This is a genomic window from Pseudooceanicola sp. NS-SX9, from assembly GCF_057380705.1.
Genome location: NZ_JBXXRN010000007.1, coordinates 166,399 through 185,323, shown reverse-complemented (window position 1 = coordinate 185,323; position 18,925 = coordinate 166,399). Strand labels below are relative to the sequence as shown.

General features: G+C 64.4%; 21 protein-coding genes and 1 pseudogene. 10 read left to right on the top strand and 12 right to left on the bottom strand.

Annotated elements, in window-relative coordinates:
* Positions 1-21 precede the first annotated feature (21 nt).
* The 3 genes from AC2ITM_RS24005 to AC2ITM_RS23995 all read right to left on the bottom strand — a co-directional run bounded on the left by AC2ITM_RS24005 (position 22) and on the right by AC2ITM_RS23995 (position 2,690).
* Entirely contained in the window at positions 22-1,335 is a 1,314-nt protein-coding gene (locus AC2ITM_RS24005; RefSeq protein WP_486470710.1) for a LysR family transcriptional regulator, read from the bottom strand.
* Positions 1,332-2,231: an NAD(P)/FAD-dependent oxidoreductase gene (locus AC2ITM_RS24000; protein WP_486470709.1), complete on the bottom strand. Its 900-nt coding sequence runs from the start codon at positions 2,229-2,231 to the stop codon at positions 1,332-1,334. The genes AC2ITM_RS24005 and AC2ITM_RS24000 overlap by 4 nt, the downstream gene beginning before the upstream one ends.
* A gap of 78 nt (positions 2,232-2,309) precedes the next feature.
* Positions 2,310-2,690: a nucleoside-diphosphate kinase gene (locus tag AC2ITM_RS23995; RefSeq protein WP_486470708.1), complete on the bottom strand. Its 381-nt coding sequence runs from the start codon at positions 2,688-2,690 to the stop codon at positions 2,310-2,312.
* 459 nt (positions 2,691-3,149) lie between these two features.
* Between AC2ITM_RS23995 and AC2ITM_RS23990 the strand changes: the two genes are divergently transcribed.
* A complete protein-coding gene (locus tag AC2ITM_RS23990) occupies positions 3,150-4,865 on the top strand; it encodes a UGSC family (seleno)protein (protein WP_486470707.1) in 1,716 nt (571 codons plus the stop codon).
* Between the two features lie 155 nt (positions 4,866-5,020).
* Positions 5,021-5,686 (top strand): lactate utilization protein, encoded by a 666-nt coding sequence (locus AC2ITM_RS23985; RefSeq protein ID WP_486470706.1) that lies wholly within the window; start codon positions 5,021-5,023, stop codon positions 5,684-5,686.
* A gap of 538 nt (positions 5,687-6,224) precedes the next feature.
* Here the strand turns inward: AC2ITM_RS23985 and AC2ITM_RS23980 are convergent.
* From AC2ITM_RS23980 to AC2ITM_RS23970, 3 genes and pseudogenes are all read right to left on the bottom strand, one after another.
* A pseudogene (locus AC2ITM_RS23980) lies at positions 6,225-6,517 on the bottom strand (transposase); the annotation flags it as partial.
* A gap of 56 nt (positions 6,518-6,573) precedes the next feature.
* On the bottom strand, positions 6,574-7,506 hold the full coding sequence (locus AC2ITM_RS23975; protein ID WP_486470705.1) for an IS5 family transposase: 933 nt from the start codon (positions 7,504-7,506) through the stop codon (positions 6,574-6,576).
* Positions 7,507-7,583: 77 nt separating this feature from the next.
* Positions 7,584-7,859, bottom strand: coding sequence for a hypothetical protein (locus AC2ITM_RS23970; RefSeq protein ID WP_486470704.1), 276 nt, complete (start codon positions 7,857-7,859; stop codon positions 7,584-7,586).
* Between the two features lie 198 nt (positions 7,860-8,057).
* Here AC2ITM_RS23970 and AC2ITM_RS23965 point away from each other — a divergent pair, with 198 nt between their 5' ends.
* Both AC2ITM_RS23965 and tnpB (AC2ITM_RS23960) read left to right on the top strand, forming a co-directional pair.
* A complete protein-coding gene (locus tag AC2ITM_RS23965) occupies positions 8,058-8,480 on the top strand; it encodes a transposase (RefSeq protein ID WP_486466498.1) in 423 nt (140 codons plus the stop codon).
* The gene (gene tnpB / locus AC2ITM_RS23960; RefSeq protein WP_486470828.1) at positions 8,480-9,013 is read left to right on the top strand and encodes an IS66 family insertion sequence element accessory protein TnpB; all 534 of its coding nucleotides are present in this window, start codon (positions 8,480-8,482) and stop codon (positions 9,011-9,013) included. The genes AC2ITM_RS23965 and tnpB (AC2ITM_RS23960) overlap by 1 nt, the downstream gene beginning before the upstream one ends.
* A 32-nt stretch (positions 9,014-9,045) precedes the next feature.
* Here the strand turns inward: tnpB (AC2ITM_RS23960) and AC2ITM_RS23955 are convergent, their stop codons facing one another.
* The 4 genes from AC2ITM_RS23955 to AC2ITM_RS23940 are packed head-to-tail and all read right to left on the bottom strand — an operon-like array spanning position 9,046 to position 12,306.
* The gene (locus AC2ITM_RS23955; RefSeq protein ID WP_486470703.1) at positions 9,046-10,008 is read right to left on the bottom strand and encodes an alcohol dehydrogenase catalytic domain-containing protein; all 963 of its coding nucleotides are present in this window, start codon (positions 10,006-10,008) and stop codon (positions 9,046-9,048) included.
* A gap of 8 nt (positions 10,009-10,016) precedes the next feature.
* Entirely contained in the window at positions 10,017-10,685 is a 669-nt protein-coding gene (locus AC2ITM_RS23950) for a type 1 glutamine amidotransferase domain-containing protein (protein WP_486470702.1), read from the bottom strand.
* Positions 10,682-11,794: an alkene reductase gene (locus AC2ITM_RS23945; RefSeq protein ID WP_486470701.1), complete on the bottom strand. Its 1,113-nt coding sequence runs from the start codon at positions 11,792-11,794 to the stop codon at positions 10,682-10,684. The genes AC2ITM_RS23950 and AC2ITM_RS23945 overlap by 4 nt, the downstream gene beginning before the upstream one ends.
* An 11-nt stretch (positions 11,795-11,805) precedes the next feature.
* Positions 11,806-12,306, bottom strand: coding sequence for a lactoylglutathione lyase family protein (locus AC2ITM_RS23940; RefSeq protein ID WP_486470700.1), 501 nt, complete (start codon positions 12,304-12,306; stop codon positions 11,806-11,808).
* A gap of 97 nt (positions 12,307-12,403) precedes the next feature.
* Between AC2ITM_RS23940 and AC2ITM_RS23935 the strand changes: the two genes are divergently transcribed.
* The gene (locus tag AC2ITM_RS23935) at positions 12,404-13,288 is read left to right on the top strand and encodes a LysR family transcriptional regulator (RefSeq protein ID WP_486470699.1); all 885 of its coding nucleotides are present in this window, start codon (positions 12,404-12,406) and stop codon (positions 13,286-13,288) included.
* Here the strand turns inward: AC2ITM_RS23935 and AC2ITM_RS23930 are convergent.
* Together AC2ITM_RS23930 and AC2ITM_RS23925 are read right to left on the bottom strand one after the other, a co-directional pair.
* Positions 13,285-14,154, bottom strand: a complete 870-nt coding sequence (locus tag AC2ITM_RS23930; RefSeq protein ID WP_486470698.1) for an NAD(P)-dependent oxidoreductase — start codon at positions 14,152-14,154, stop codon at positions 13,285-13,287. The genes AC2ITM_RS23935 and AC2ITM_RS23930 overlap by 4 nt on opposite strands.
* Positions 14,155-14,208: 54 nt before the next feature.
* Positions 14,209-14,724 (bottom strand): SRPBCC family protein, encoded by a 516-nt coding sequence (locus tag AC2ITM_RS23925; protein WP_486470697.1) that lies wholly within the window; start codon positions 14,722-14,724, stop codon positions 14,209-14,211.
* Between the two features lie 87 nt (positions 14,725-14,811).
* Here AC2ITM_RS23925 and AC2ITM_RS23920 point away from each other — a divergent pair, with 87 nt between their 5' ends.
* From AC2ITM_RS23920 to tnpB (AC2ITM_RS23900), 5 genes are all read left to right on the top strand, one after another.
* Positions 14,812-15,723, top strand: a complete 912-nt coding sequence (locus AC2ITM_RS23920; protein WP_486470696.1) for a LysR family transcriptional regulator — start codon at positions 14,812-14,814, stop codon at positions 15,721-15,723.
* Positions 15,710-16,597, top strand: a complete 888-nt coding sequence (locus AC2ITM_RS23915; protein WP_486470695.1) for a LysR substrate-binding domain-containing protein — start codon at positions 15,710-15,712, stop codon at positions 16,595-16,597. Before AC2ITM_RS23920 ends, AC2ITM_RS23915 begins: the two co-directional genes overlap by 14 nt.
* Before the next feature lie 99 nt (positions 16,598-16,696).
* Positions 16,697-18,019 carry an NAD(P)/FAD-dependent oxidoreductase gene (locus AC2ITM_RS23910; RefSeq protein WP_486470694.1) on the top strand — a complete coding sequence of 441 codons (1,323 nt, stop codon included), beginning with the start codon at positions 16,697-16,699 and terminating at the stop codon, positions 18,017-18,019.
* Positions 18,020-18,125: 106 nt separating this feature from the next.
* The gene (locus AC2ITM_RS23905) at positions 18,126-18,548 is read left to right on the top strand and encodes a transposase (RefSeq protein WP_486470693.1); all 423 of its coding nucleotides are present in this window, start codon (positions 18,126-18,128) and stop codon (positions 18,546-18,548) included.
* Positions 18,548-18,895, top strand: coding sequence for an IS66 family insertion sequence element accessory protein TnpB (gene tnpB, locus AC2ITM_RS23900; protein ID WP_486470827.1), 348 nt, complete (start codon positions 18,548-18,550; stop codon positions 18,893-18,895). Before AC2ITM_RS23905 ends, tnpB (AC2ITM_RS23900) begins: the two co-directional genes overlap by 1 nt.
* Positions 18,896-18,925: the final 30 nt, after the last annotated feature.

Genomic DNA, 18,925 nt, shown 5'->3' with positions numbered 1-18,925 from the left:
CCGGATTCACAACAGCCCGCCTCACCCGGCATGACCCGCCGCAGGTGGCGCCCTCTCGGCCCCGGCCTCTGGACGCCGCGGACGGTCAGGGTTCGCCTCTGAAATTGCGCGAACCAGCTCGCGGCCCGCAGGGGCTAGGAGCGCATCCTCGCGGTGCAGCAGCACGATGTCGCGCCCGACATTCGTCATCTTCAGATCAAGGCGGGCCAGCTGTCCCGTCGCCAGCTCCGCGGCCACGAGGCGGCGGGAGGTGCAGGCGAGCATCTCGTTTCCGCCAAGCAGCGCCCGCATGAGCGACAGGTCGGCAGTCTGCACGACGGCGTCCGGCGCGCGCAGACCCTGCTCAAGGAACTGACGCTCCAGAAGACGGCGGCTGGCGGAATGGCCTGCGGGCAAGATCCAGCGCGCCCCGGCCAGCCGCCCAAAGTCGAGCCCTTTTTCCCGCGCCAGCGGATGGCCGGCCGCCGCAACCACGATCAGGTCATCGGTCAGCAGGGGCTCGACAATCAGGCCGCGAGGATCGAAGCCCGGTCCGGCCACCGCCAGCACGACGTCTATGTCTCCTGCGCGCAGACGCGACACGAGCGCCTCGGCGGGCGCCTCGATCGCCTCGATCCGAATGTCGGGGTAGGCACTGAGGCAACGGGTGATCCCCCGCGGCAAGATGTCGGTCCGCGCCAGCGGCAAGGCCCCGACCACCACCGTCCCGGAGGGCCGACCCGAAAGCGAGGCGATTTCGGAGATCGCGTGCCGCAGCTCTGCCCGCATCCGGCGGGCCCGCAGGATCAGCCGCGCCCCGGCATCGGTCGGCGTCATGCCCTGCAGCCCGCGGTGAAAAAGCTTCCATCCCAGCATGTCCTCGATGCGCGACAACGCCATGCTGATCCCCGACTGGCTCATGCCCCGGACGGCGGCCGCGCCGGAAGCGGAGCGCCGGTCGGCGAGCGCAATCAGCAGCAGAAGCTTTCGCCCGCTGGCCATGAGGTGCCGCAGGGCCCCGGCCGACGCTGCGCCCTCGCGGCTGCGCAGACGGTCGAAATCGCTCTGGGCCATCTGCATCTCGGCCTCGATCCGTTCGACGCGCAGCACCAGGTTGCGGGCCGCCGGCGTGGGGACAAAGCCGGCGCCGCTGCGCTCGAAAAGCCGAAACCCGAGCAGGTCTTCGACCCGCGCCACCCCGCGTGTCACCGAGGACGGCGACGTGAAGAGTTGATGTGCCGCTCCGGTTGCGCTGCCGTGAAGGGCAACGGCCCGCACCATGAGCAGGTAACGCAGGCACGACAGCAAGCCATCCGCCGCATCGCCGGACGCAGGATCGGGCAGGCCCATGATCATACTGGCATCCCGGCGACAACGCGGCTGGCATCCTCGCCCGCCTCGCGCAAGCCGCCTCGAAAACCGCTGCGAACGCTGCCGACCGCCCAGAGCCCCGGCATCGGCAGCGCGCCGTCGGCGGCCGTGACCAGCGCGCCGCGCGCGTCGCGCGGTATGGCCTGCGGCAACAGGCTGGTCTCGGGGTCGGCGCCGATGAACACGAAGACCCCGGCGACGGGAATCTCGGTTTCTTCCGTCTCGCCCCCGACCCGGACCGTCGTGATATTCGACCCGTCCCCGGAGACGCTCCGCAATTCATGTCGGGTCAGGACCCGGACATTGGCGAAGGCAGTAGCCGCTGCGATCAGATCCGCGCGTGCGCGGGGCGCGGCGCCACGGACCAGAACCGTGACGTGGCGGGCGTGCCGGGCCAGGACCGCGGCCTCCTGAAAGGCCGCGTCGCCGCCCCCGACCACCACGCAGTCGCGCCCGGCCACCCTGGGCGCATCGCAATCGGCGCAGTGCCAGATGCCGCGCCCGACATGGGCGGCCACGCCCGGCGCCGTCAACATGCGCCGCCGTCCTCCGGTCGCCAGGATGACATTGCGAGCGGCGACGATGCCGCCGGAAGACAGCACATGCCAGCCGCCCTCCGGCCCCGGCAGCAGACCGGTCACCGCGGAAAAGACCGGCTCTGCCCCGCGGTCCATGTTCTCCATGGCGATGATCGCCCCGAGATCCGGCCCCGACCGGGTGAACGCCTCGGGTGACGGGGCAAGCTTCAGAACGGTCATCACCGCCCCTCCCGCCATCTCCCGCTCGTAGGTTGCGACGCTCAGCCCACGTTCGCAGGCCGTTCGCGCGGCACACAATCCCGCGTAGCCCTGCCCAACCACGATGACATCGAAATCCTCCATCGGTCCCTCCCTCCCGAAGACGCAATCGGCCCGCCGCGGACATCCCGCGCCGGGCCCTTGTGGTAGCCGCTCCGCGCCTCAGCGCGCCTGTTCAAGCTCCGCCTGCCGGCCCCTGACATCCGCGAGCCGCTGCTTGCGCAAAGCCTGCGCGGCTTCGATCACCTGCGGAACCGCCGCGTCCAGCTTCGCTTCCACATTCAGATCGGCTGCCAGTTCCAGCGTCCCGGCGACGCCCCTGTCGAGACGCGTACGGACCGTGCCCGGGGGATCGGTCGCCTCGATCCAGACCTGCCAGAACACCGGGCCGGCCCAACCTGTCACCGAACCGACCGGCTTGCCGCGATGAACGATGACGTCCTCGCGCGCCAGATCCTCGGCAAGGCCGCGTTCGGCCAGGCGTTGTGCGTCGAACCGGTCATTGGCCTTCAACCCGGCGATACTTTGTTCGGAATATCCCATGATCTCCTCCCTCTCCTTGCTGCAATGTCGGACCGGCCACAGCATGCAGCCGCCCGGCCCCGGCGAAGGCGACCTGAGCGCCCTCTGACACGAAGGTTGCGCCCCAGTCGCGCGATCAGGGAAGACTTCATCACACGATAGCAACGATTATCGACAAAATCCAAAAGCCAAACGCCCAACAAACCTCAGAGAATGCTGCCGTTACACTCTTATACCAGGTAGACCTTGAGTTGATGTCGTTTTGAGCGTTTCACCAACCATCACATAATCGCAAGTCACTCCACAGCGTCGCACTTGCCGCGGACGGGTCGGATGGCCGATCTTCGGCTTGTCGCAGGCGAAGGCAATGGTGCCTTTCCAGGACAGGCCCCGACGCATCAGGCACGTCGCCCCTCACCGTCACACCGGACCCGGCGCGGGCCGGTGCGCCGCGGGCCTTTCAATCTTAGGGAGAGAGACATGAGTGGGAATTCCTTCGAGGTCGTCTGGCCGCGCAGCCGCCAGTTCAAGGACGGTGCGCGGCTGGCAAGGCGACTGGACACGCTGGAGGGCAAGGTCATTGCCCAGCTCTGGGACTGGATCTTCAAGGGCGACAAGATGTTCGAGGTCTGGGAGCGCGAGCTGAAGAAGCTCTACCCCGGCGTCACCTTCGTCGACTGGCGCGAATTCGGCGAGATCCACGGCCATAACGAGCGCAAGGTGCTTGCCGAGCTGCCCGAGAAGTTTGCCAAGTACGGCGTGGATGCGGCGCTGGTCGGGGTCGGCTGCTGCGGCTCCTGCACCGCGGGCGTCACCCGCGCGGCGATCCATATCGAGAAGATGGGGATTCCCACCGTGTCGATGATCTGTTCGGGCTTCGAGATGCAGGGCAAGATGACCGCCAAGGGCCTGCAGATGCCCAACCTGCCCTACACCGTCCACCCCGGCCATGTGAATTTCGTCACCGACGAGGAGCTTGACCGGAATGCCGCCGGGCCGATGCTGGAGCAGGTGATCCGTGGCCTGACGGTCCAGCCGGCGGAAGAGCATCTGGACCCGGAATACGCCCCCGCCGAGATCATCTTCCGCGGCTCGCACGCCCAGGTGCAGCAGCACTTCCTCAAGAACGAATGGTCCGAGGGCCTGCCGATCGTTCCGCCGACCCTTGAGGAGGTCGAGGCCTTCATGGCCTTCACCGACCGCGACCCCGCCGAGGTCCTCGGCCATGTGCTGCCCGACAACCGCGAGGCCACGGTCTGGAGCGTGGCCGTCAACGGCGTGATGTCGGGCTGCCGGCCCGAATACATGCCGCTGCTGCTGGCTGTCGTCGAGGCGATGGTCGATCCCCGGTTCGGCGTCGAGCACCTTGGCCAGACGCCCGGGACGGAGACGCTGATCATGGTCAACGGCTCTATGATCAAGGATCTGGAGTTCAACCACGGCCAGGGGCTGCTGCGGCCGGGCTATCAGGCGAACACATCCATCGGCCGGTTCTGGCGGATGTACCTGCGCAACATCGGCGGCTTCCTTCCCGGCAAGGCCGACAAGGGGTGCTATGGCGGCAACTTCCGCATCGTCGTGGCCGAGAACGAGGACGCCTGTGCCGCCGCCGGCTGGCCCACGCTGGGGCAGGACGAGGGCCTGAAATTCGGTGAGAACGCGGTCACCATCACCGCCTGCACCGAGATGACCCAGGCGATCGAGGTGGGCGACCCCAACGCCGAGCAGATCCTGAAGAACATCGAGGCCCGCATGGCCGACAACAACATGTTCATCCAGTTCTTCTTCCGCGGCATGGTCACCCGGCCGACCGTCATCATCACGCCGCTCATCATGAAGGCGCTGACCGATCAGGGCTGGACCAAGGAGCGCGTGCGGCAGCACCTGTACGAGAACGCGAAGCTCCGCGTGTCGCGGCTGTCGGGGATGATCCTGAACCGGTTCTACAAGGGCATCCATGACGGCAACTGGCCCGAGCAGCTCGGCACCTCGATGGACGTCGAGCGGGATATCCAGATGGTCTCGAAACCCGAGGACTTCCTGCTGGTGGTCGCCGGCGATCCGGCGCGTGACCACGTGATGATCGGGTCGTCGAACGGTTACATCGGATTCCCCGTCACCCGGAAGGTCGACGCGCCGGCCGGTTGGGCGGCCGCCGCCGAAAAGACCCGTGAAAAGGCGCTCGAAAACGCCTGAGCCCGCCCCCCAAGGGCACGGAAAGGCCGTCGCGCACCTGCGGCGGCCTTTTCCCATGTCGCGATCCCATGTCGCGTCACGGGAGAATTGATTTGAAAGACATCCTTTTTTGTGCACAATATTGAGCATCATTTCATCGCACAGGAGGAGACACCATGGCAATGGGAGATACGGACCTCGGGAAAGAGGTCAGGCAGTTCAATCGCGTCCGCGCCGAGACCGTGATCGAGAATCTGAAGAAGAAATACATGAACGGGTATTTCGTCGAGACCCGCGAAGAGGCGCTGGACCTGCTGCTCAGCCTCGTACCGTCGGGCGCGACGCTCGGACGGGGGGATTCCGTGACCCTCAACCAGCTCGGCGTGTTCGAGGCCCTGATCGAGCGCGGCGAAAACGAATTCATCAACCCCGTGCGTACCGACGCCAAGGGCTACAACCCCCCGCGCGAGGAGCGCCGCGCCATGCAGCGGCAGACACTGCTGTCCGACGTGTATCTTGCCGGCACCAACGCGATCACCATGGAGGGCACGATCGTCAATTGCGACGGGTCCGGCAACCGGGTCGCCGCCATGTGCTTCGGCCCGAAGAAGGTCATCCTGATCTGTGGCTGCAACAAGATCGTCCCGACGGTGGATGCAGCCCTTGCGCGGATCCGGGATTACGCCGGACCGGTGAACATGTGGCGCCACAAGCTCAAGCACAACCACGACGACGGGCTGGGCTGGGGCGTGCTGCGCTACACCACGATCATCGACGGCAACCAGCCGGTCGAACAGGGCAAGATCACCGTGATTCTCGTGAATGAGGAACTGGGGATGTAGGGGATCCCCCTGCACCAGGTGCCGCGGAAGTCGCATTGCGGCCAAGTCCCCGGGGGGCACTGCGCCCGACGAGCGAAGCCGTGACCGAGGCGATCCGGAGACGGATCCTCGATCACGGCTTCGCCCCGGGACTGCGCCCCCGGACTGCGATCGATCGAAGCGGATTTGGCCCGCTCCTCGCTGCCGACCGACGCCCTGTCGCGCGGCTGACGCGCGACCAGCACACGAAAGCCTCTGCCACGAACGCGCCGCCACAGGGATCGGGCCCGACGACACATGGCACTTCCGCCGCCTGGCAGCGTCGCACGGCCAGACAACCGGAGCAAAAGATGCCCCGGCATATGCCCTTGCAACAACCGAGCGGGTCGGATCTGTCGCAAACTTTCGACGTTCTGGTCGACGGGATGTTGCTCGATTGGGGCGTGTCGATCCGCCGGGCCTGCCAGGCTCTGCGGTACGACACCTCGACCTACCATTACAAATCCCGCGGTCGCGTCCGTCAAGCTGTTGTAATTTCCCGGATGGCCTGAGGGCATGATCAGGCGACTTTCGTTGTGATCCTGAGAATGGGGTCGATCTCCTCCTTGTCGATCTGGGCGAAGGCCTCGACCATCATGTAGCGACTTGCCGTCTGCCATGCGCCGTTCTGCTCGAACAGGACGGCGCCGATCAGGCGGATGATCGACGGTTCGTCCGGGAAGATGCCGGCAATGTCGGCGCGGCGCTTCACCGCCTTGTTCAGACGTTCAGTCGGGCTTGTGGAGTGCAACTTGGTGCGGCGTTGCCGAGGGCATGACTGTAGGCCAGCACGTCGTGCCCGCTGGCATCCATGAGGCGTTGTTGCAGAAAGGCGGCCTGAGACGTGAGTGCCCCTTTCCCGTTCAGGCTCAGGCCACGCGAACAACCTCGGCGGTGCCGAGCGCGTTGAAGCGATTGATAAGAGCGACGCGGATGTGGATTTCGGCGGTTTGGCGATCGGGGTCCCTTGCAGCGATGCGCTCGCCGAAGGACTTGATGCAGCGCATCTTGGCCTCCACGCGGCTGCGAGCGTGGTATCCGGTCCACCGTTTCCAGAACGCCCGGCCGTAGTGACGTGTGGCGCGCAGGGTTTCGTTGCGCGCCTTGGCAGCCGGGCAGTCCTCTTTCCAAGCCCGACCGTTCCTTCGGATCGGTATGATTGCCGAGCCGCCGCGTGCGATGATGGCGCTGTGACATCGGCGGGTATCGTAGGCGCCATCCGCAGTCACGGTGCCGATGTCCTCGTCCTCGGGGGTCTGGCCCAACAGGTCTGGCAGGATGGGGCTGTCGCCTTCCCGGCTGGGGGTGAACTCAACGGCCCGGATATCCGAAGTGGTAGTGTCCATTGCCAGATGCACCTTGCGCCATTGGCGACGACCCTGAACACCATGCTTGCGGGCCTGCCATTCGCCGTCGCCAAGAAACTTGATGCCGGTGCTGTCCACCAGCAGATTCAGCGGCCCGTCGGCACGACGATAGGGGATCTGCACCTTGAGGGTCTTCTGCCTACGGCACAGCGTCGAGTAGTCGGGAATGGGCCAGTCCAGTCCTGCGAGCCGCAGGAGGCTCGCGACCATCCCGGCTGTCTGTCTGAGCGGCAGTTTGAACAGCACCTTGATCGACAGGCAGAACTGGATCGCGGCATCCAAGAAAACTGGCGGGCGCCCTGGGCGTCCCTCATGCGGCGCGTGCCAGGCCATCTCCTTGTTCAGCCAGATCAGCAGTGACCCGCGCTTCCTGAGCGCATCGTTGTAGGTAGACCAGTTTGTCGTGTGGTAGCGGGCGGGCTTGGGCTTGCTCATGCAGCGCGTCTAACCGCATGGATTCCCGATGTGAATCCTTCACCGGCTGAGTTCTGCAACAACGCCCTGTCGCCCCCTCATGAGGGCGAAAATACCTCCTGCAACCAGGCATCGACCTCCTTCACTAGCCGCAGCGGGTTGTTGCCCTGACAAGGCGCATCCGCGCCGGTGTCGGCCTCAAGGACCACCAGCCGCTTTCCGGCCAAAGGGATGGCCTCGTGCCAGCCTTTCGGCTGGCCCTTCCAGACTGCGCCCTCCTGTGCGCTAAGCACGGACAGGAACGGCACCGTGACGGCGCCCGGATCGACGGTAATCCCCTCCCAACGCTCCGCTAGTTCGGACACGGTGAACACACCCGCTTTCCACATCAAAACCTCGAAATTCCGGTGCTCCGCTTCGGAGGGGGGGAGCGCGCGCCCTCATCGACGGGAAGCGTCGGGCCTGAACTTGAATGGACGGCTACGGCGGTTGCTGATCTGTAACCGGTGTCTGTAGCCCACGTTGCCGTGTGTGGCGTCGATTGCGAAGTGATACGCATCTCATGATGGGGAGTGCGTTTCGCAATGTGCGCGATCAGATCGTTTCTCAATTCTCTGGGCGTCGAGGTCCATGCCTCGGGTCATCGGCGCTGGCCGGATGGGGCCAAGGCCCGTGCGGTTTCGGAAACGCTGAAGCCCGGCGTGACTGTGAACTCCGTGGCCGAGCGGTACGGCATCCGTCCCAATCAGCTTTCGGCATGGCGACGGCTTGCGAAGGACGGCAAGCTGGTGCTGCCCGCCGCTGCTCCCGACGAACCGGTCTTCTCGCCTCTCGTGGTCTGCGATCCTGCCGAAGATGTTGGGACGCATGAGGCAGGGCCTGTTCTGTCCCCGATCCAGATTGCCCATGGCGGCGTCGTGATCGAGTTGGCGCATGACACGCCTGCGGTCCGCATCGCGGAGATTGTTCATGCCCTCGGGATGACGCCGTGCTGATGCCGTCTCAGGGCGTGCGGATCCTGGTGGCGACGAAGCCGGTAGACTTTCGGAAAGGCCATGACGGGCTCGCAGCGCTGGTCCAGTCCACGCTGGCCGAAGATCCTTTCACGGGGACGGTATTTGTCTTCCGCTCAAAGCGGGCTGACCGGTTGAAGATCCTGTTCTGGGACGGCAGCGGTCTGGTCATGGCTTACAAGCGCCTGGAGGAAAGCACCTTCACCTGGCCAGACGGATCGACGAGCTCCTGCCATGGAACTTCACCCCGTCAAGCTGAACACGCGTGGGGCGGAAACACCGGTTACGCTGATCTCATGGTGATCGCCGATCACATTTCGGGCGACAATCCAGATGCTGACATGGCCCGTATGGATGAAATCCATGCGAGGCGCGCTTGGCGGTCCTCGCATCCCCGACGCGGTGGTCCCGAAGATGCAGATGGGATGCGTGACCTGGTTGTTCGTCCGACCCGCTGGGTGGCTGAGGCCGAGAGCCCGGCAGCGGTGCTGCAGGCGGCCCGGATGTGGCCGTGATGACGGGGGCGTCGCTGACGCCCGGTTTTCCGTCACAGGGTTACAAGTGATTTCCCGGAAAAATCACGATATTTCAGAGATTTCAGGCTGTGCGGAAGGCGGTCAAAATCTGCGCTGCGACGGGCCTCGGCAACAAGGTCTGAGGACAGAAGTGCCTCGAAGATCTCGCGGCTTGCCGTCCGCAGCTTCTGCCAGTCCCGGTCTTCGCCATGGACATGCAGCGCGCCCAATGCCACCTCGTGCAGCGAGATGCATCTGCCGAACGGGTCTGACGGCCAGCCGGGGACCCGGCCCTGCACGCAGATCAGATGGCCATTGGCCCGCAGCCGCGCCGCCAGATCCTTCGCTTCCTCAGGCCCTCGCAGATCCACGGCGGCTGACTGGCTGGCCTCGGGCACCTGTCGGTCCCAGGGCAAGACCTGCGCCCCGACGCCGGCCAGTCTTTCGTGGTGGCGCGGGTGGCATTGCGCCGTGACTTCCCAGCCTGCCTTCAGTGCCAGCTGGGTCAGATAGAACCCTACGGCCCCCCCGGCCCCCGCCACCAGCAGGTCTTCGGGGCTGGCCGGCAGCTTCGACAGCGCAAGCCAGGCCGTCAGCGCGGGACAAGGCAGGGCCGCGGCCTGCTCAAACGTCAGGGCATCTGGCAGCGGCAGCAGCGCACGCGCCGCGACCGGGGTGATCCGGGCAAAGCTGCCCGGACCGCCCAGCCAGGTGTGATAGGCCACGCGCTGTCCGATCCAGCTGTCCGGCACATTCGCACCCACGGCGATCACCGTGCCGGCCCCGTCGCAGCCCGGCACCTTTCCGGGCTGCCAGGAGGCGCTGCCCAGCACCTTCCAGTCGACCGGGTTGAGGCCGATGACCGCGTTGCGCACCAGGACCTCGCCCGGGCCGGGCAGGGTCACGGGCAGCTCGGCCAGCACCAGCGCGCATGGGTCATTCCCATGCTGCCAGGTCCAGGCCATGTGGCGGTCAGGCAGGGCGTCGGCGGTCATCGGGGGGCTCATCCTTTCAGGACCGTGATCAGCGCCCGGCCGGTGCTGCTGGCCGATTGCGGGTTCTGGCCGGTCACCAGCCGCCCGTCGACGGCGGTGGTATCGGTCCAGTCGGCGCCGGGCTGCATATCCGCGCCGAGGCTTGCCAGTTTCGTGGACAGCAGGAACGGCACCACGTCCTGAAGCTCGACCGCGCGTTCCTCGGCATCAGTGAAGGCCGCCACCTTGCGGCCCGCGACCAGCGGCGTGCCGTCCGAGAGGGTGACATTGGTCAGCGCCGCCGGGCCGTGGCAGACCGCGCCGACCGCACCGCCCTGTTCCCAGATCGCGCGGGTGACGTCATTGACCGCCGTCGAAGTCGGGAAATCCCAGACCGCGCCGTGGCCACCGGCGAAGAAGATCGCGCTGTAATCGGCCGGGGTCACATCGGCCAGTTTCTGGGTCGAACGGATCGCGGCCCGGAACAGCGGATCGGCCCAGAACTGCGCGTTCACCGCGTCGTCGAGGTCGAGCCCGTCCACCGGCGGCTCGCCGCCCTTGATCGAGGCGAAGGCCACGGGCAGATCGGCCGCGAGGAATTCCTTCAGCGGGTGGGTGACCTCGGAGAGGTAGAACCCGGTCGGGCCATGACCGGCCTTGTCGCCATGCGAGGTCATCACGATGAGGATCGGTTTCATTGCGCGTCTCCTTTCGCGGAATAGGTCGGCCAGTCGGTATAGCCCTTTGCGGTGCCGCCGTAATAGGCATCATGATCGACCGGGGTCAGCGGCCAGCCGTGGCGCAGCCGTTCGACCAGGTCGGGGTTCGAGGTGAAGGGCGCCCCGAAGGCGGCGATGTCGATCAGGCCGTCGCCGATCATCGCGTTCGCGCGTTCGAGATCCATGCCGCCCGCGAGGATCAGCACACCGGAGAAGGCGGCGCGGAATTTCGCCAGGAAGCCTTCGGGCATGGCCGGCGCACCGCGGCTGGCCTGGTCCATGATGTGGATGAAGGCCAGGCCGCGCTTGTCGAGTTCCGCCGCAAGCGTCAGGAAGGTCTCTTCCTCGCCCTCGAAATCGCCCAGATCATGCAGACGGCCGAAGGGCGACAGGCGGATGGCCACCTTGTCGGCACCGATGCGGGCGATGCAGGCATCGACCACCTCCAGCGCGAAGCGGATGCGGTTTTCCACCGACTGGCTGCCATAGGCGTCGGTGCGGTCGTTGACGGCACCGTTCAGGAACTGCTCGACCAGATAGCCGTTGGCGCCATGGATCTCGACCCCGTCGAACCCGGCCTTCACGGCGTTTTCGGCGGCATTGGCAAAGTCTTCGACAACCCGGGCGATCCCCGCCTGGTCCAGCGCCTCGGGTTTGGAGGCAGGCACGAAACCGGCGCTGCCATCTGGCGTATAGCCGAAGGCAGAGGAGGTTTCCGCCTGCTGCCCGGTGGCGCTGACCGGGGCCTTGCCGCCGGGCTGAAGCGAGGTGTGGCTGACCCGGCCGACATGCCAGATCTGGGTGAAGACCGCCGCGCCCTGGTCATGGACGGCCTGCGTCACCGGGGCCCAGGCCGCGACCTGCTGGCCCGACCAAAGGCCGGGGCAATCAACAAAGCCCGAGCCCTCGGCCGAGATCACCGTGCCCTCGGTCACGATCAGCCCGGCACCGGCGCGCTGTGCGTAGTAACGCGCGTTCTCGGGGGTGGGGACGTTTTCGGGGCTGCGCGCGCGGGTCATCGGCGCCATGGCGGCACGGTTCTTCAGGACCAGCTTGCCCAGCTGGATCGGGGCGAAAAGATCGGTCATGGGGAGGCCTTTCAGTTATAGGCGCCGGCGGAATAGGTCAGCTCGTAGCTGTGGGAGTAGAGCTCGAAGACGATGCCGAAGGGGTCTTCGACATAGACCATGCGGTAGGGCTTCTGGCCGGGGAAATACTCGCGCACCGGCATACGTTGCTTGCCACCCGCCGCGACGATCCGGGCCAGCAGCCCTTCCAGATCGGGGTCCTGGATGGCGAAGTGGAAGAGGCCCGTCTGGCGATAGGGCAGGTTGTTCTCGGGCTTGTAGGCCTCGGAGAACTCGAACAGCTCGAAGCCGATGCGGTCGGCGGTGGACAGATGGGCGATGCGGAACTTGCCCCAGCCGGGCCCGAAGACATCGTCGCACATGATGCCGATGTCGCTGTCGTCCTGGGCGATCTCGGTCGGTTCCATGATGACGTAGAAGCCCATGACATCGCGGTAGAACTCGACGGCGCGGTCAAGGTCTGGCACGGACAGGCCGATATGGGAGAAGGTGCGGGGCGTGGTTTTGGTCATGCGTATCCTCAAAATCTTTGACCGATATCTGGGGTGACAGCTGACATCTTTCAAATTATTGTTTTTACTCAAAATCATAACAAAACGATTCAGGTGAATGCTGCACTCAACTTGGCTGGAAACTTTTGTAACCCTCTGCGATGTCGGCCATTTCACCCGTGCAGCGGCGGCACTGAACATGACCCAGCCCGGCGTCAGCCAGCATGTCAAAAAGCTGGAAGAGCAGGTCGGCCAGTCTCTCATGTCGCGTGACGGCAAGAGCTTTACCCTCACGCCGGCCGGCGAGACGGTGCGCGCGATAGGTCAGCGCCGCCGCGATGAAGAGCGCGCCTTGCGCCAGAGCCTCAGGTTCGACGACCCGGCCAAGGGGGAGGTCAGTGTCGGCTGTTCGGGATCGATCGCCCTGCTGCTTTATCCCTGCTTCCTCACGCTCATGGAGGCCTCGCCAGGCCTTGACCTGATGCTGAACGCCGCCCCAGAGGCGCGGATTGTCGAGGGCGTCCTCGATGGCTCGCTGGATCTTGGAGTGACCAGTCATCCGCCGGTCCACCCGCGGCTGGAAGGCGCGCGCGCGGGCCAGGACGCGCTTTGCCTGCTGCTGCCGAAAGATCATCCCGCTCCACGCAGCCTGGCCGATCTCGATGCGCTTGGGTTCATCGCCCATCCCGACGGCTTTGCCCATGCCGACGAACTTCTCGGCTGCAATTTCCCGTCCGAATATCGCGGGGCAGACGCCCTTGTCCGGCGCAGCTTCGTGAACCAGATCGGGCAGATCCCGGAACCCGTCGTGCGGGGGATTGGATATACCATCCTGCCCCGCAGCGGCGTGGATACCTTCCGTGACAAGTCGCTGCTGTCCATCGCGGAACTCGCGCAGCCCGTCCGGCATGATCTTTGGCTGATCCAGAGGAAGAACCGCGTTCTTGCTGCGCGAACTGACCGTTTGCGCAGCAAGATTGCCACTCTGCTCGACGCGCTTTAGGCCGGCTTGCCGGTGTGCAGCTTGACGATGGCGGTCATGTTCTCTTCGCCAAGTCCGGCCTCGATGCCTGCTGCGAAACGGTCGCGCAGCAAGGATGTCAGCGGCAAATCCCCTTCCGGCATCAGGGATGCGGTATAAGCCATATCCTTGCGGATCAGTTCGACCGGGAATTGCGGCGCATGTTGCCCGGTGCGCATCATCTGCGTCAGATAGCCTGCTGCGGGTGCCCAGGCCGAGATCTTCGAAAGCGCCGCGAAGGCGAGATCCAGATCCGTGCCCTGTGCCTGCATCATCGGCAGAAGCTCCGCCCAGGCCGCGACCTGCGTCGCCAGCATGGTGTTGGTGACCAGCTTGACGATGGCCGCCGCTCCGATCGGACCGACGTAGTGGAAGGAAGATCCAAGCGGCGCAAGGAGTTCGGCCGCCGCTGCCGTATCCTGAGCCGATCCCCCGAGAAAATAGAGCAGGGCACCGGCATCGGCCTGCGGACGTGATCCGGAGACCGGCGCCTCGGCCGGACGTCCGCCGGCGGCAAGAACGGCTTGCGACCAGGCTTTGGCCCTTTCCGGCGTGATGGTCGAGCTTTCGATGGCCAGCGCGCCGGGCGAGACTGCGGCCAGTGCCCCGGTGTCCAGGTCTTCCCAGACCTCGTGGGAGGCCGCATCGTCCCGCACCATGCTGATCACGGCGTCGGCCCCCTGTGCCGCGTCGCGCGGTGTCCGGGCAAGAGCGGCGCCGAGACGGACAAGGTCGTCTGCCCGCCCGGGCGTCCGGTTCCAGACCGTCACATCATGACCCGCATCCAGAAGATGACGCGCCATCCGGCTGCCCATGGCGCCAAGGCCGAGAAAGGCGATTTTCGACATGATACTCTCCATTGAGCGGGGCGGCGGCCGTCGCGCACCGCCCCTTGATCGGGGTTACGCCTTGGCGGCGCGAGCGGCGGCGACCAGACCGACCAGCCAATCCTGGTGGCCGTTGATCATCGGATTGGGCCGGGCCTGTGCCAGTTCACGCGCGGGGGCACCGTTCTGGGTTTCCTGGGTCAGAATGCGCACGCGCCCCTCCGACAGGTCCTCGATCAGCCAGGCATGATGCACGTCCAGCCGGTCGGCGGCGCCTTCTTCGCCCGCCCAGCCATGCCAGGCGATCCGCGCCGGCTGGCCCTTGACCGGTGCCACGCATTCGACAACGCGGGCCGGCACCGGAAATCCGAAGGTACGGAAGAAGAAGCTGTTGCCCAGAGCCAGTTCCGGCCCCTTGCCGTCATGGATCTCGACGTCGGAGGCATTGTCGTAATAGTCGGGCCAGCGCGACGCGATGGCAAGGAAGGGCCAGACGTCAGCGGTGCTCAGACCGGTGACGATCACTTCGTTCGAGACGAAGTTGTCGGTGAAGCCGGGAACAAAGCCCGCGGGCCAGATGATGTCGGACATGGGTCTCTCCAGTGTTCAGTTTCTGCTGGAGATATGGAGGGGCGCAAAATATAAATCCAATCGCATATCATTACATCAGATATAAGAATGGCCGATATCAAGACCTTTGACCTCAACCTTCTGCGCGTCCTGGATGCGTTGCTCGACACGCGCTCGGTCAGTCGCGCGGCGGAAAAGCTTGGCGTGACGCAGCCTGCGGTCAGCGGCATGCTGGCGCGGCTTCGCGATGGCTTTGACGACCCGCTTTTCGTACGAACGCAAAGGGGGGTGCTGCCCACACCGCGCGCCGAGGCCCTGGGCGCACAGGTCCGCAAGATTCTGGGAGAGGTCGAACACGTCCTGCAGGCCGAACGCTTCGACCCCGCCAGGGCGTCTTTCACGTTGCACATCGCCGCCACGGATTATGCGCAGCGCGCGGTCCTGCTGCCGCTTCTGGACCGGATCCGCGCGCAGGCCCCGGGCATACGTCTGGCCGTGCGTCCGGTCGCACCGGACTTTGCCCGCCAGTTGGCCGAGGGGGTTCTGGATCTGGCGCTGGTCACGCCCGAAATGACGCCCGATACGCTGCGGGCGCGAAAGCTGTTCGACGAGGACTACGTCGTCATCGCGCGCGCGGATCATCCAGGCCGCGACCAGCTGGACGATCTGGATGTCTTCTGTGCCCTTGATCATGCGATCATGTCCCATGATGGCAGCGCCTTTGCCGGGCCGACGGACGCCGCGTTGCAGCAGTCTGGCAGAAGCCGCAACGTCGTCGTCAGCGTGCCGAATTTCACCATCCTGATTGATCTTATCCGCCGATCGGATCTCATCGCGCTCGTGCCAAGCAGGTTGGTGATCGACGAGCCCGGCATATTCACCGCCCCGCCACCGCTCGTCGTGCCGGGGTTCCGCAAGATCCTCGCGTGGCATGAGAGGCTGCAGGAAGACGCTGCGCAGAAATGGGTTCGCGACCGTCTGGCTGAATGCGTGGAGGTCTATCATCATGGCGGAAAATAACATTCCACGTGGTTACGCACTGAATGTCTTCGAGGCCGTTGCCCGGACTGGCAGCATCACCCGGGCCGCCGCGGAATTGTCAGTAACGCAAAGCGCCGTGAGCAAGCAGATCAAGAACCTTGAAGACAGTCTGCAGCTCAAGCTCTTTGAACGACATGCAAACGGGATCAGGATTACACCCGAGGGGCAGGAATTGCTCGACGAGGCCGGGCCTCTGCTCAGGGCGCTTTCGGCGGCCATCACGCGGCTCAAGGCGCGGCATCTCACCAAGACCGTCAGCATCATCTGCACGAGCGCCGTCGCCCACTACTGGCTCTTCCCGCGCTTGGTCGAGTTCAAGAAGCTGCATGGCGACATTTCGGTCAATGTCACCGGCAGCAATGACGTGTCAGTGCGAAACTGCGAGACGCATGATTTCGCAATTCTCTATGGCAAGGGAGAGTGGAAGAAGGTCGATTTCTCGCACCTCTTTTCAGAGAGAATTTGGCCGGTTTGCAGCACGGAGTTCCCGCCCGTGGACATTCGCGCGCCGTCGGACATTCTGGAGTTGCCCCTCGTGGATCTGGATCCGGCAGTATGGCCGTGGTGGACCTGGGCAGACTGGTTCGCGCATTTCGATGTTCCCTACAGCCCGAAAGTCGAGTCGCTCATCTGCAACCAGGTAAGTTTGGCGGCTTTGGCCTGTGCCAAAGGCGCTGGTGTGGCGCTGCAATGGGAGTTCATGGCGAAGGAGGTGATCGAGAATGGCATCCTTCGCCAGCTTGGACCCTACGTCATGGAAACAGACTATAGCGACTACCTTGCCCATGCCATCGACAGGCCGCTCTCTCCCGCGGCCAAAACGTTCAAGAAGTGGCTTTTAAGTACGGTCTGATTTCATTTTCTGCATTCCATTATGGAATGCTGCCTGCAGTTTTCTCGTTTGTGAAAACGGGGAATATACGCCATTTCGGCGCGAAGTCTGGAGGCATAAATGACTAAGATTACAAAATTTCCTAAGATTGACGGTGCTCTCGGTTGGCTTGAGACGTCGCCTGGCCGTGATAAACATATTGGCAAGCGTCTGACTGGGGATCATGACTTTGACATCGCCATCATCGGTGCCGGGTATACCGGCGTCGCTGTTGCTACTCGCTTGGCCGAAATCGATCCGAACGCCAAAATCGCACTGATCGATGCTTTGAGGGTCGGCGAGGGGACGTCCGGTCGCAATGCCGGCTTCGTCATTGATGTGCCTCACAATCTGGACGGCACCCCGCCGGACGTCGAAAATGATAAGCGTCTGTTTGGGCTGAATACTTTTGCCATCGATCGGCTGCGCAAGTTCAAGGATGATTTCAGGATCGATTGCAGCTGGCACGACGCCGGGAAATACATGTGTGCCCATGAAGAACGCAACCTTCAGGGGCTGGACCATTTCGCATCAACCCTGAAGGATTGCGGCTTCCAGCATGATCGCCTGGATCGGCGGGAACTTTCGCAGCGACTTGGCACCGATTATTATCGCGCTGCAGTGTATACGCCGGGGAACGTGCTGATAAATCCGGCCTCCTTGATCCGCGGGCTTGCCGAGAATCTACCGAAGTCGGTGACACTGTTCGAAAAAAGTCCGGTCGTCGAATGCGTCTATGGGGCGCCCCATCTTCTGCGCACGATTGGCGGAACCATCCAGGCGAAAACTCTTGTCCATGCCGTCAACTCATTCACCGAACAGTTCGGCTTGGTTCATCAGCGGTTCGCACCGATTTTCACCTATGCCAGTCTGACCGAGCGGCTGAGTGACAGGCAGATCGAGGAGAATTTCGCCGGAGTAGAGCCTTGGGGGCTGACATCGGCGCATTCTGCCGGAACCACCGTCAGATACACTTCGGACGGGCGGATCTTCGTGCGCAACGTGCTGCATTTCGAACCCAGCCTGCAGGCGCACCCCGATGGCCTGCGCCAGGCCATTGCGCAACACCGCAAATCCTACAAGGCGCGCTTCCCGCGCCTGTCTGGTGTTCCCTTCGAGTTCACCTGGGGGGGCATGCTCAACATGACCCTGAACCATCAGTCACTCTTCCAGAAACTGGGAGAAAACCTGTTCGCGCTGAGCGGCTGCAACGGCGTCGGTGTCGCAAAGGGCACCTATCTTGGATACTACATGGCAGATTTCATTCACGGGATCGGCAGCTCGAACCTGCATTACCTGACGTCTGCAAAAGGTCCGAGCTGGGTTCCGCCCGACCCGATCCGCACGTTCGGCGCCCGGGTGAGGCTGCGCCGCGAACAGGCTAGCGCTGGTGGCGACATCTAGTCGCTATGACTGCGAGTGCGTGGCATTTTCATCGTAACCGGTGTCTGTAGCCCACGTTGCCGTGTGTGGCGTCGATTGCGAAGTGATACGCATCTCATGATGGGGAGTGCGTTTCGCAATGTGCGCGATCAGATCGTTTCTCAATTCTCTGGGCGTCGAGGTCCATGCCTCGGGTCATCGGCGCTGGCCGGATGGGGCCAAGGCCCGTGCGGTTTCGGAAACGCTGAAGCCCGGCGTGACTGTGAACTCCGTGGCCGAGCGGTACGGCATCCGTCCCAATCAGCTTTCGGCATGGCGACGGCTTGCGAAGGACGGCAAGCTGGTGCTGCCCGCCGCTGCTCCCGACGAACCGGTCTTCTCGCCTCTCGTGGTCTGCGATCCTGCCGAAGATGTTGGGACGCATGAGGCAGGGCCTGTTCTGCCCCCGATCCGGATTGCCCATGGCGGCGTCGTGATCGAGTTGGCGCATGACACGCCTGCGGTCCGCATCGCGGAGATTGTTCATGCCCTCGGGATGACGCCGTGCTGATGCCGTCTCAGGGCGTGCGGATCCTGGTGGCGACGAAGCCGGCAGACTTTCGGAAAGGCCATGACGGGCTCGCAGCGCTGGTCCAGTCCACGCTGGCCGAAGATCCTTTCACGGGGACGGTATTTGTCTTCCGCTCAAAGCGGGCTGACCGGTTGAAGATCCTGTTCTGGGACGGCAGCGGTCTGGTCATGGCTTACAAGCGCCTGGAGGAAAGCACCTTCACCTGGCCTGCCATCCGCGACGGCGCCATGACGCTGAACCGGGCGCAGTTCGAGGCCCTGTTCGCAGGCCTGGACTGGCGCCGGGTGCGATCGCTGGAAGTGCGCCGTCCGGCTGTGGCAGAGTGACTCGGCCTGGGGAATATCCGCGCAGTACGG

Coding starts and splice junctions, on each gene's coding strand:
- AC2ITM_RS24005 (WP_486470710.1), bottom strand. CDS start 1,335: ATGATCATGGGCCTGCCCGATCCTGCGTCCGGCGATGCGGCGGATGGC.
- AC2ITM_RS24000 (WP_486470709.1), bottom strand. CDS start 2,231: ATGGAGGATTTCGATGTCATCGTGGTTGGGCAGGGCTACGCGGGATTG.
- AC2ITM_RS23995 (WP_486470708.1), bottom strand. CDS start 2,690: ATGGGATATTCCGAACAAAGTATCGCCGGGTTGAAGGCCAATGACCGG.
- AC2ITM_RS23990 (WP_486470707.1), top strand. CDS start 3,150: ATGAGTGGGAATTCCTTCGAGGTCGTCTGGCCGCGCAGCCGCCAGTTC.
- AC2ITM_RS23985 (WP_486470706.1), top strand. CDS start 5,021: ATGGCAATGGGAGATACGGACCTCGGGAAAGAGGTCAGGCAGTTCAAT.
- AC2ITM_RS23975 (WP_486470705.1), bottom strand. CDS start 7,506: ATGAGCAAGCCCAAGCCCGCCCGCTACCACACGACAAACTGGTCTACC.
- tnpB (WP_486470828.1), top strand. CDS start 8,480: ATGCCGTCTCAGGGCGTGCGGATCCTGGTGGCGACGAAGCCGGTAGAC.
- AC2ITM_RS23955 (WP_486470703.1), bottom strand. CDS start 10,008: ATGACCGCCGACGCCCTGCCTGACCGCCACATGGCCTGGACCTGGCAG.
- AC2ITM_RS23950 (WP_486470702.1), bottom strand. CDS start 10,685: ATGAAACCGATCCTCATCGTGATGACCTCGCATGGCGACAAGGCCGGT.
- AC2ITM_RS23945 (WP_486470701.1), bottom strand. CDS start 11,794: ATGACCGATCTTTTCGCCCCGATCCAGCTGGGCAAGCTGGTCCTGAAG.
- AC2ITM_RS23940 (WP_486470700.1), bottom strand. CDS start 12,306: ATGACCAAAACCACGCCCCGCACCTTCTCCCATATCGGCCTGTCCGTG.
- AC2ITM_RS23935 (WP_486470699.1), top strand. CDS start 12,404: ATGCTGCACTCAACTTGGCTGGAAACTTTTGTAACCCTCTGCGATGTC.
- AC2ITM_RS23930 (WP_486470698.1), bottom strand. CDS start 14,154: ATGTCGAAAATCGCCTTTCTCGGCCTTGGCGCCATGGGCAGCCGGATG.
- AC2ITM_RS23925 (WP_486470697.1), bottom strand. CDS start 14,724: ATGTCCGACATCATCTGGCCCGCGGGCTTTGTTCCCGGCTTCACCGAC.
- AC2ITM_RS23920 (WP_486470696.1), top strand. CDS start 14,812: ATGGCCGATATCAAGACCTTTGACCTCAACCTTCTGCGCGTCCTGGAT.
- AC2ITM_RS23915 (WP_486470695.1), top strand. CDS start 15,710: ATGGCGGAAAATAACATTCCACGTGGTTACGCACTGAATGTCTTCGAG.
- AC2ITM_RS23910 (WP_486470694.1), top strand. CDS start 16,697: ATGACTAAGATTACAAAATTTCCTAAGATTGACGGTGCTCTCGGTTGG.
- tnpB (WP_486470827.1), top strand. CDS start 18,548: ATGCCGTCTCAGGGCGTGCGGATCCTGGTGGCGACGAAGCCGGCAGAC.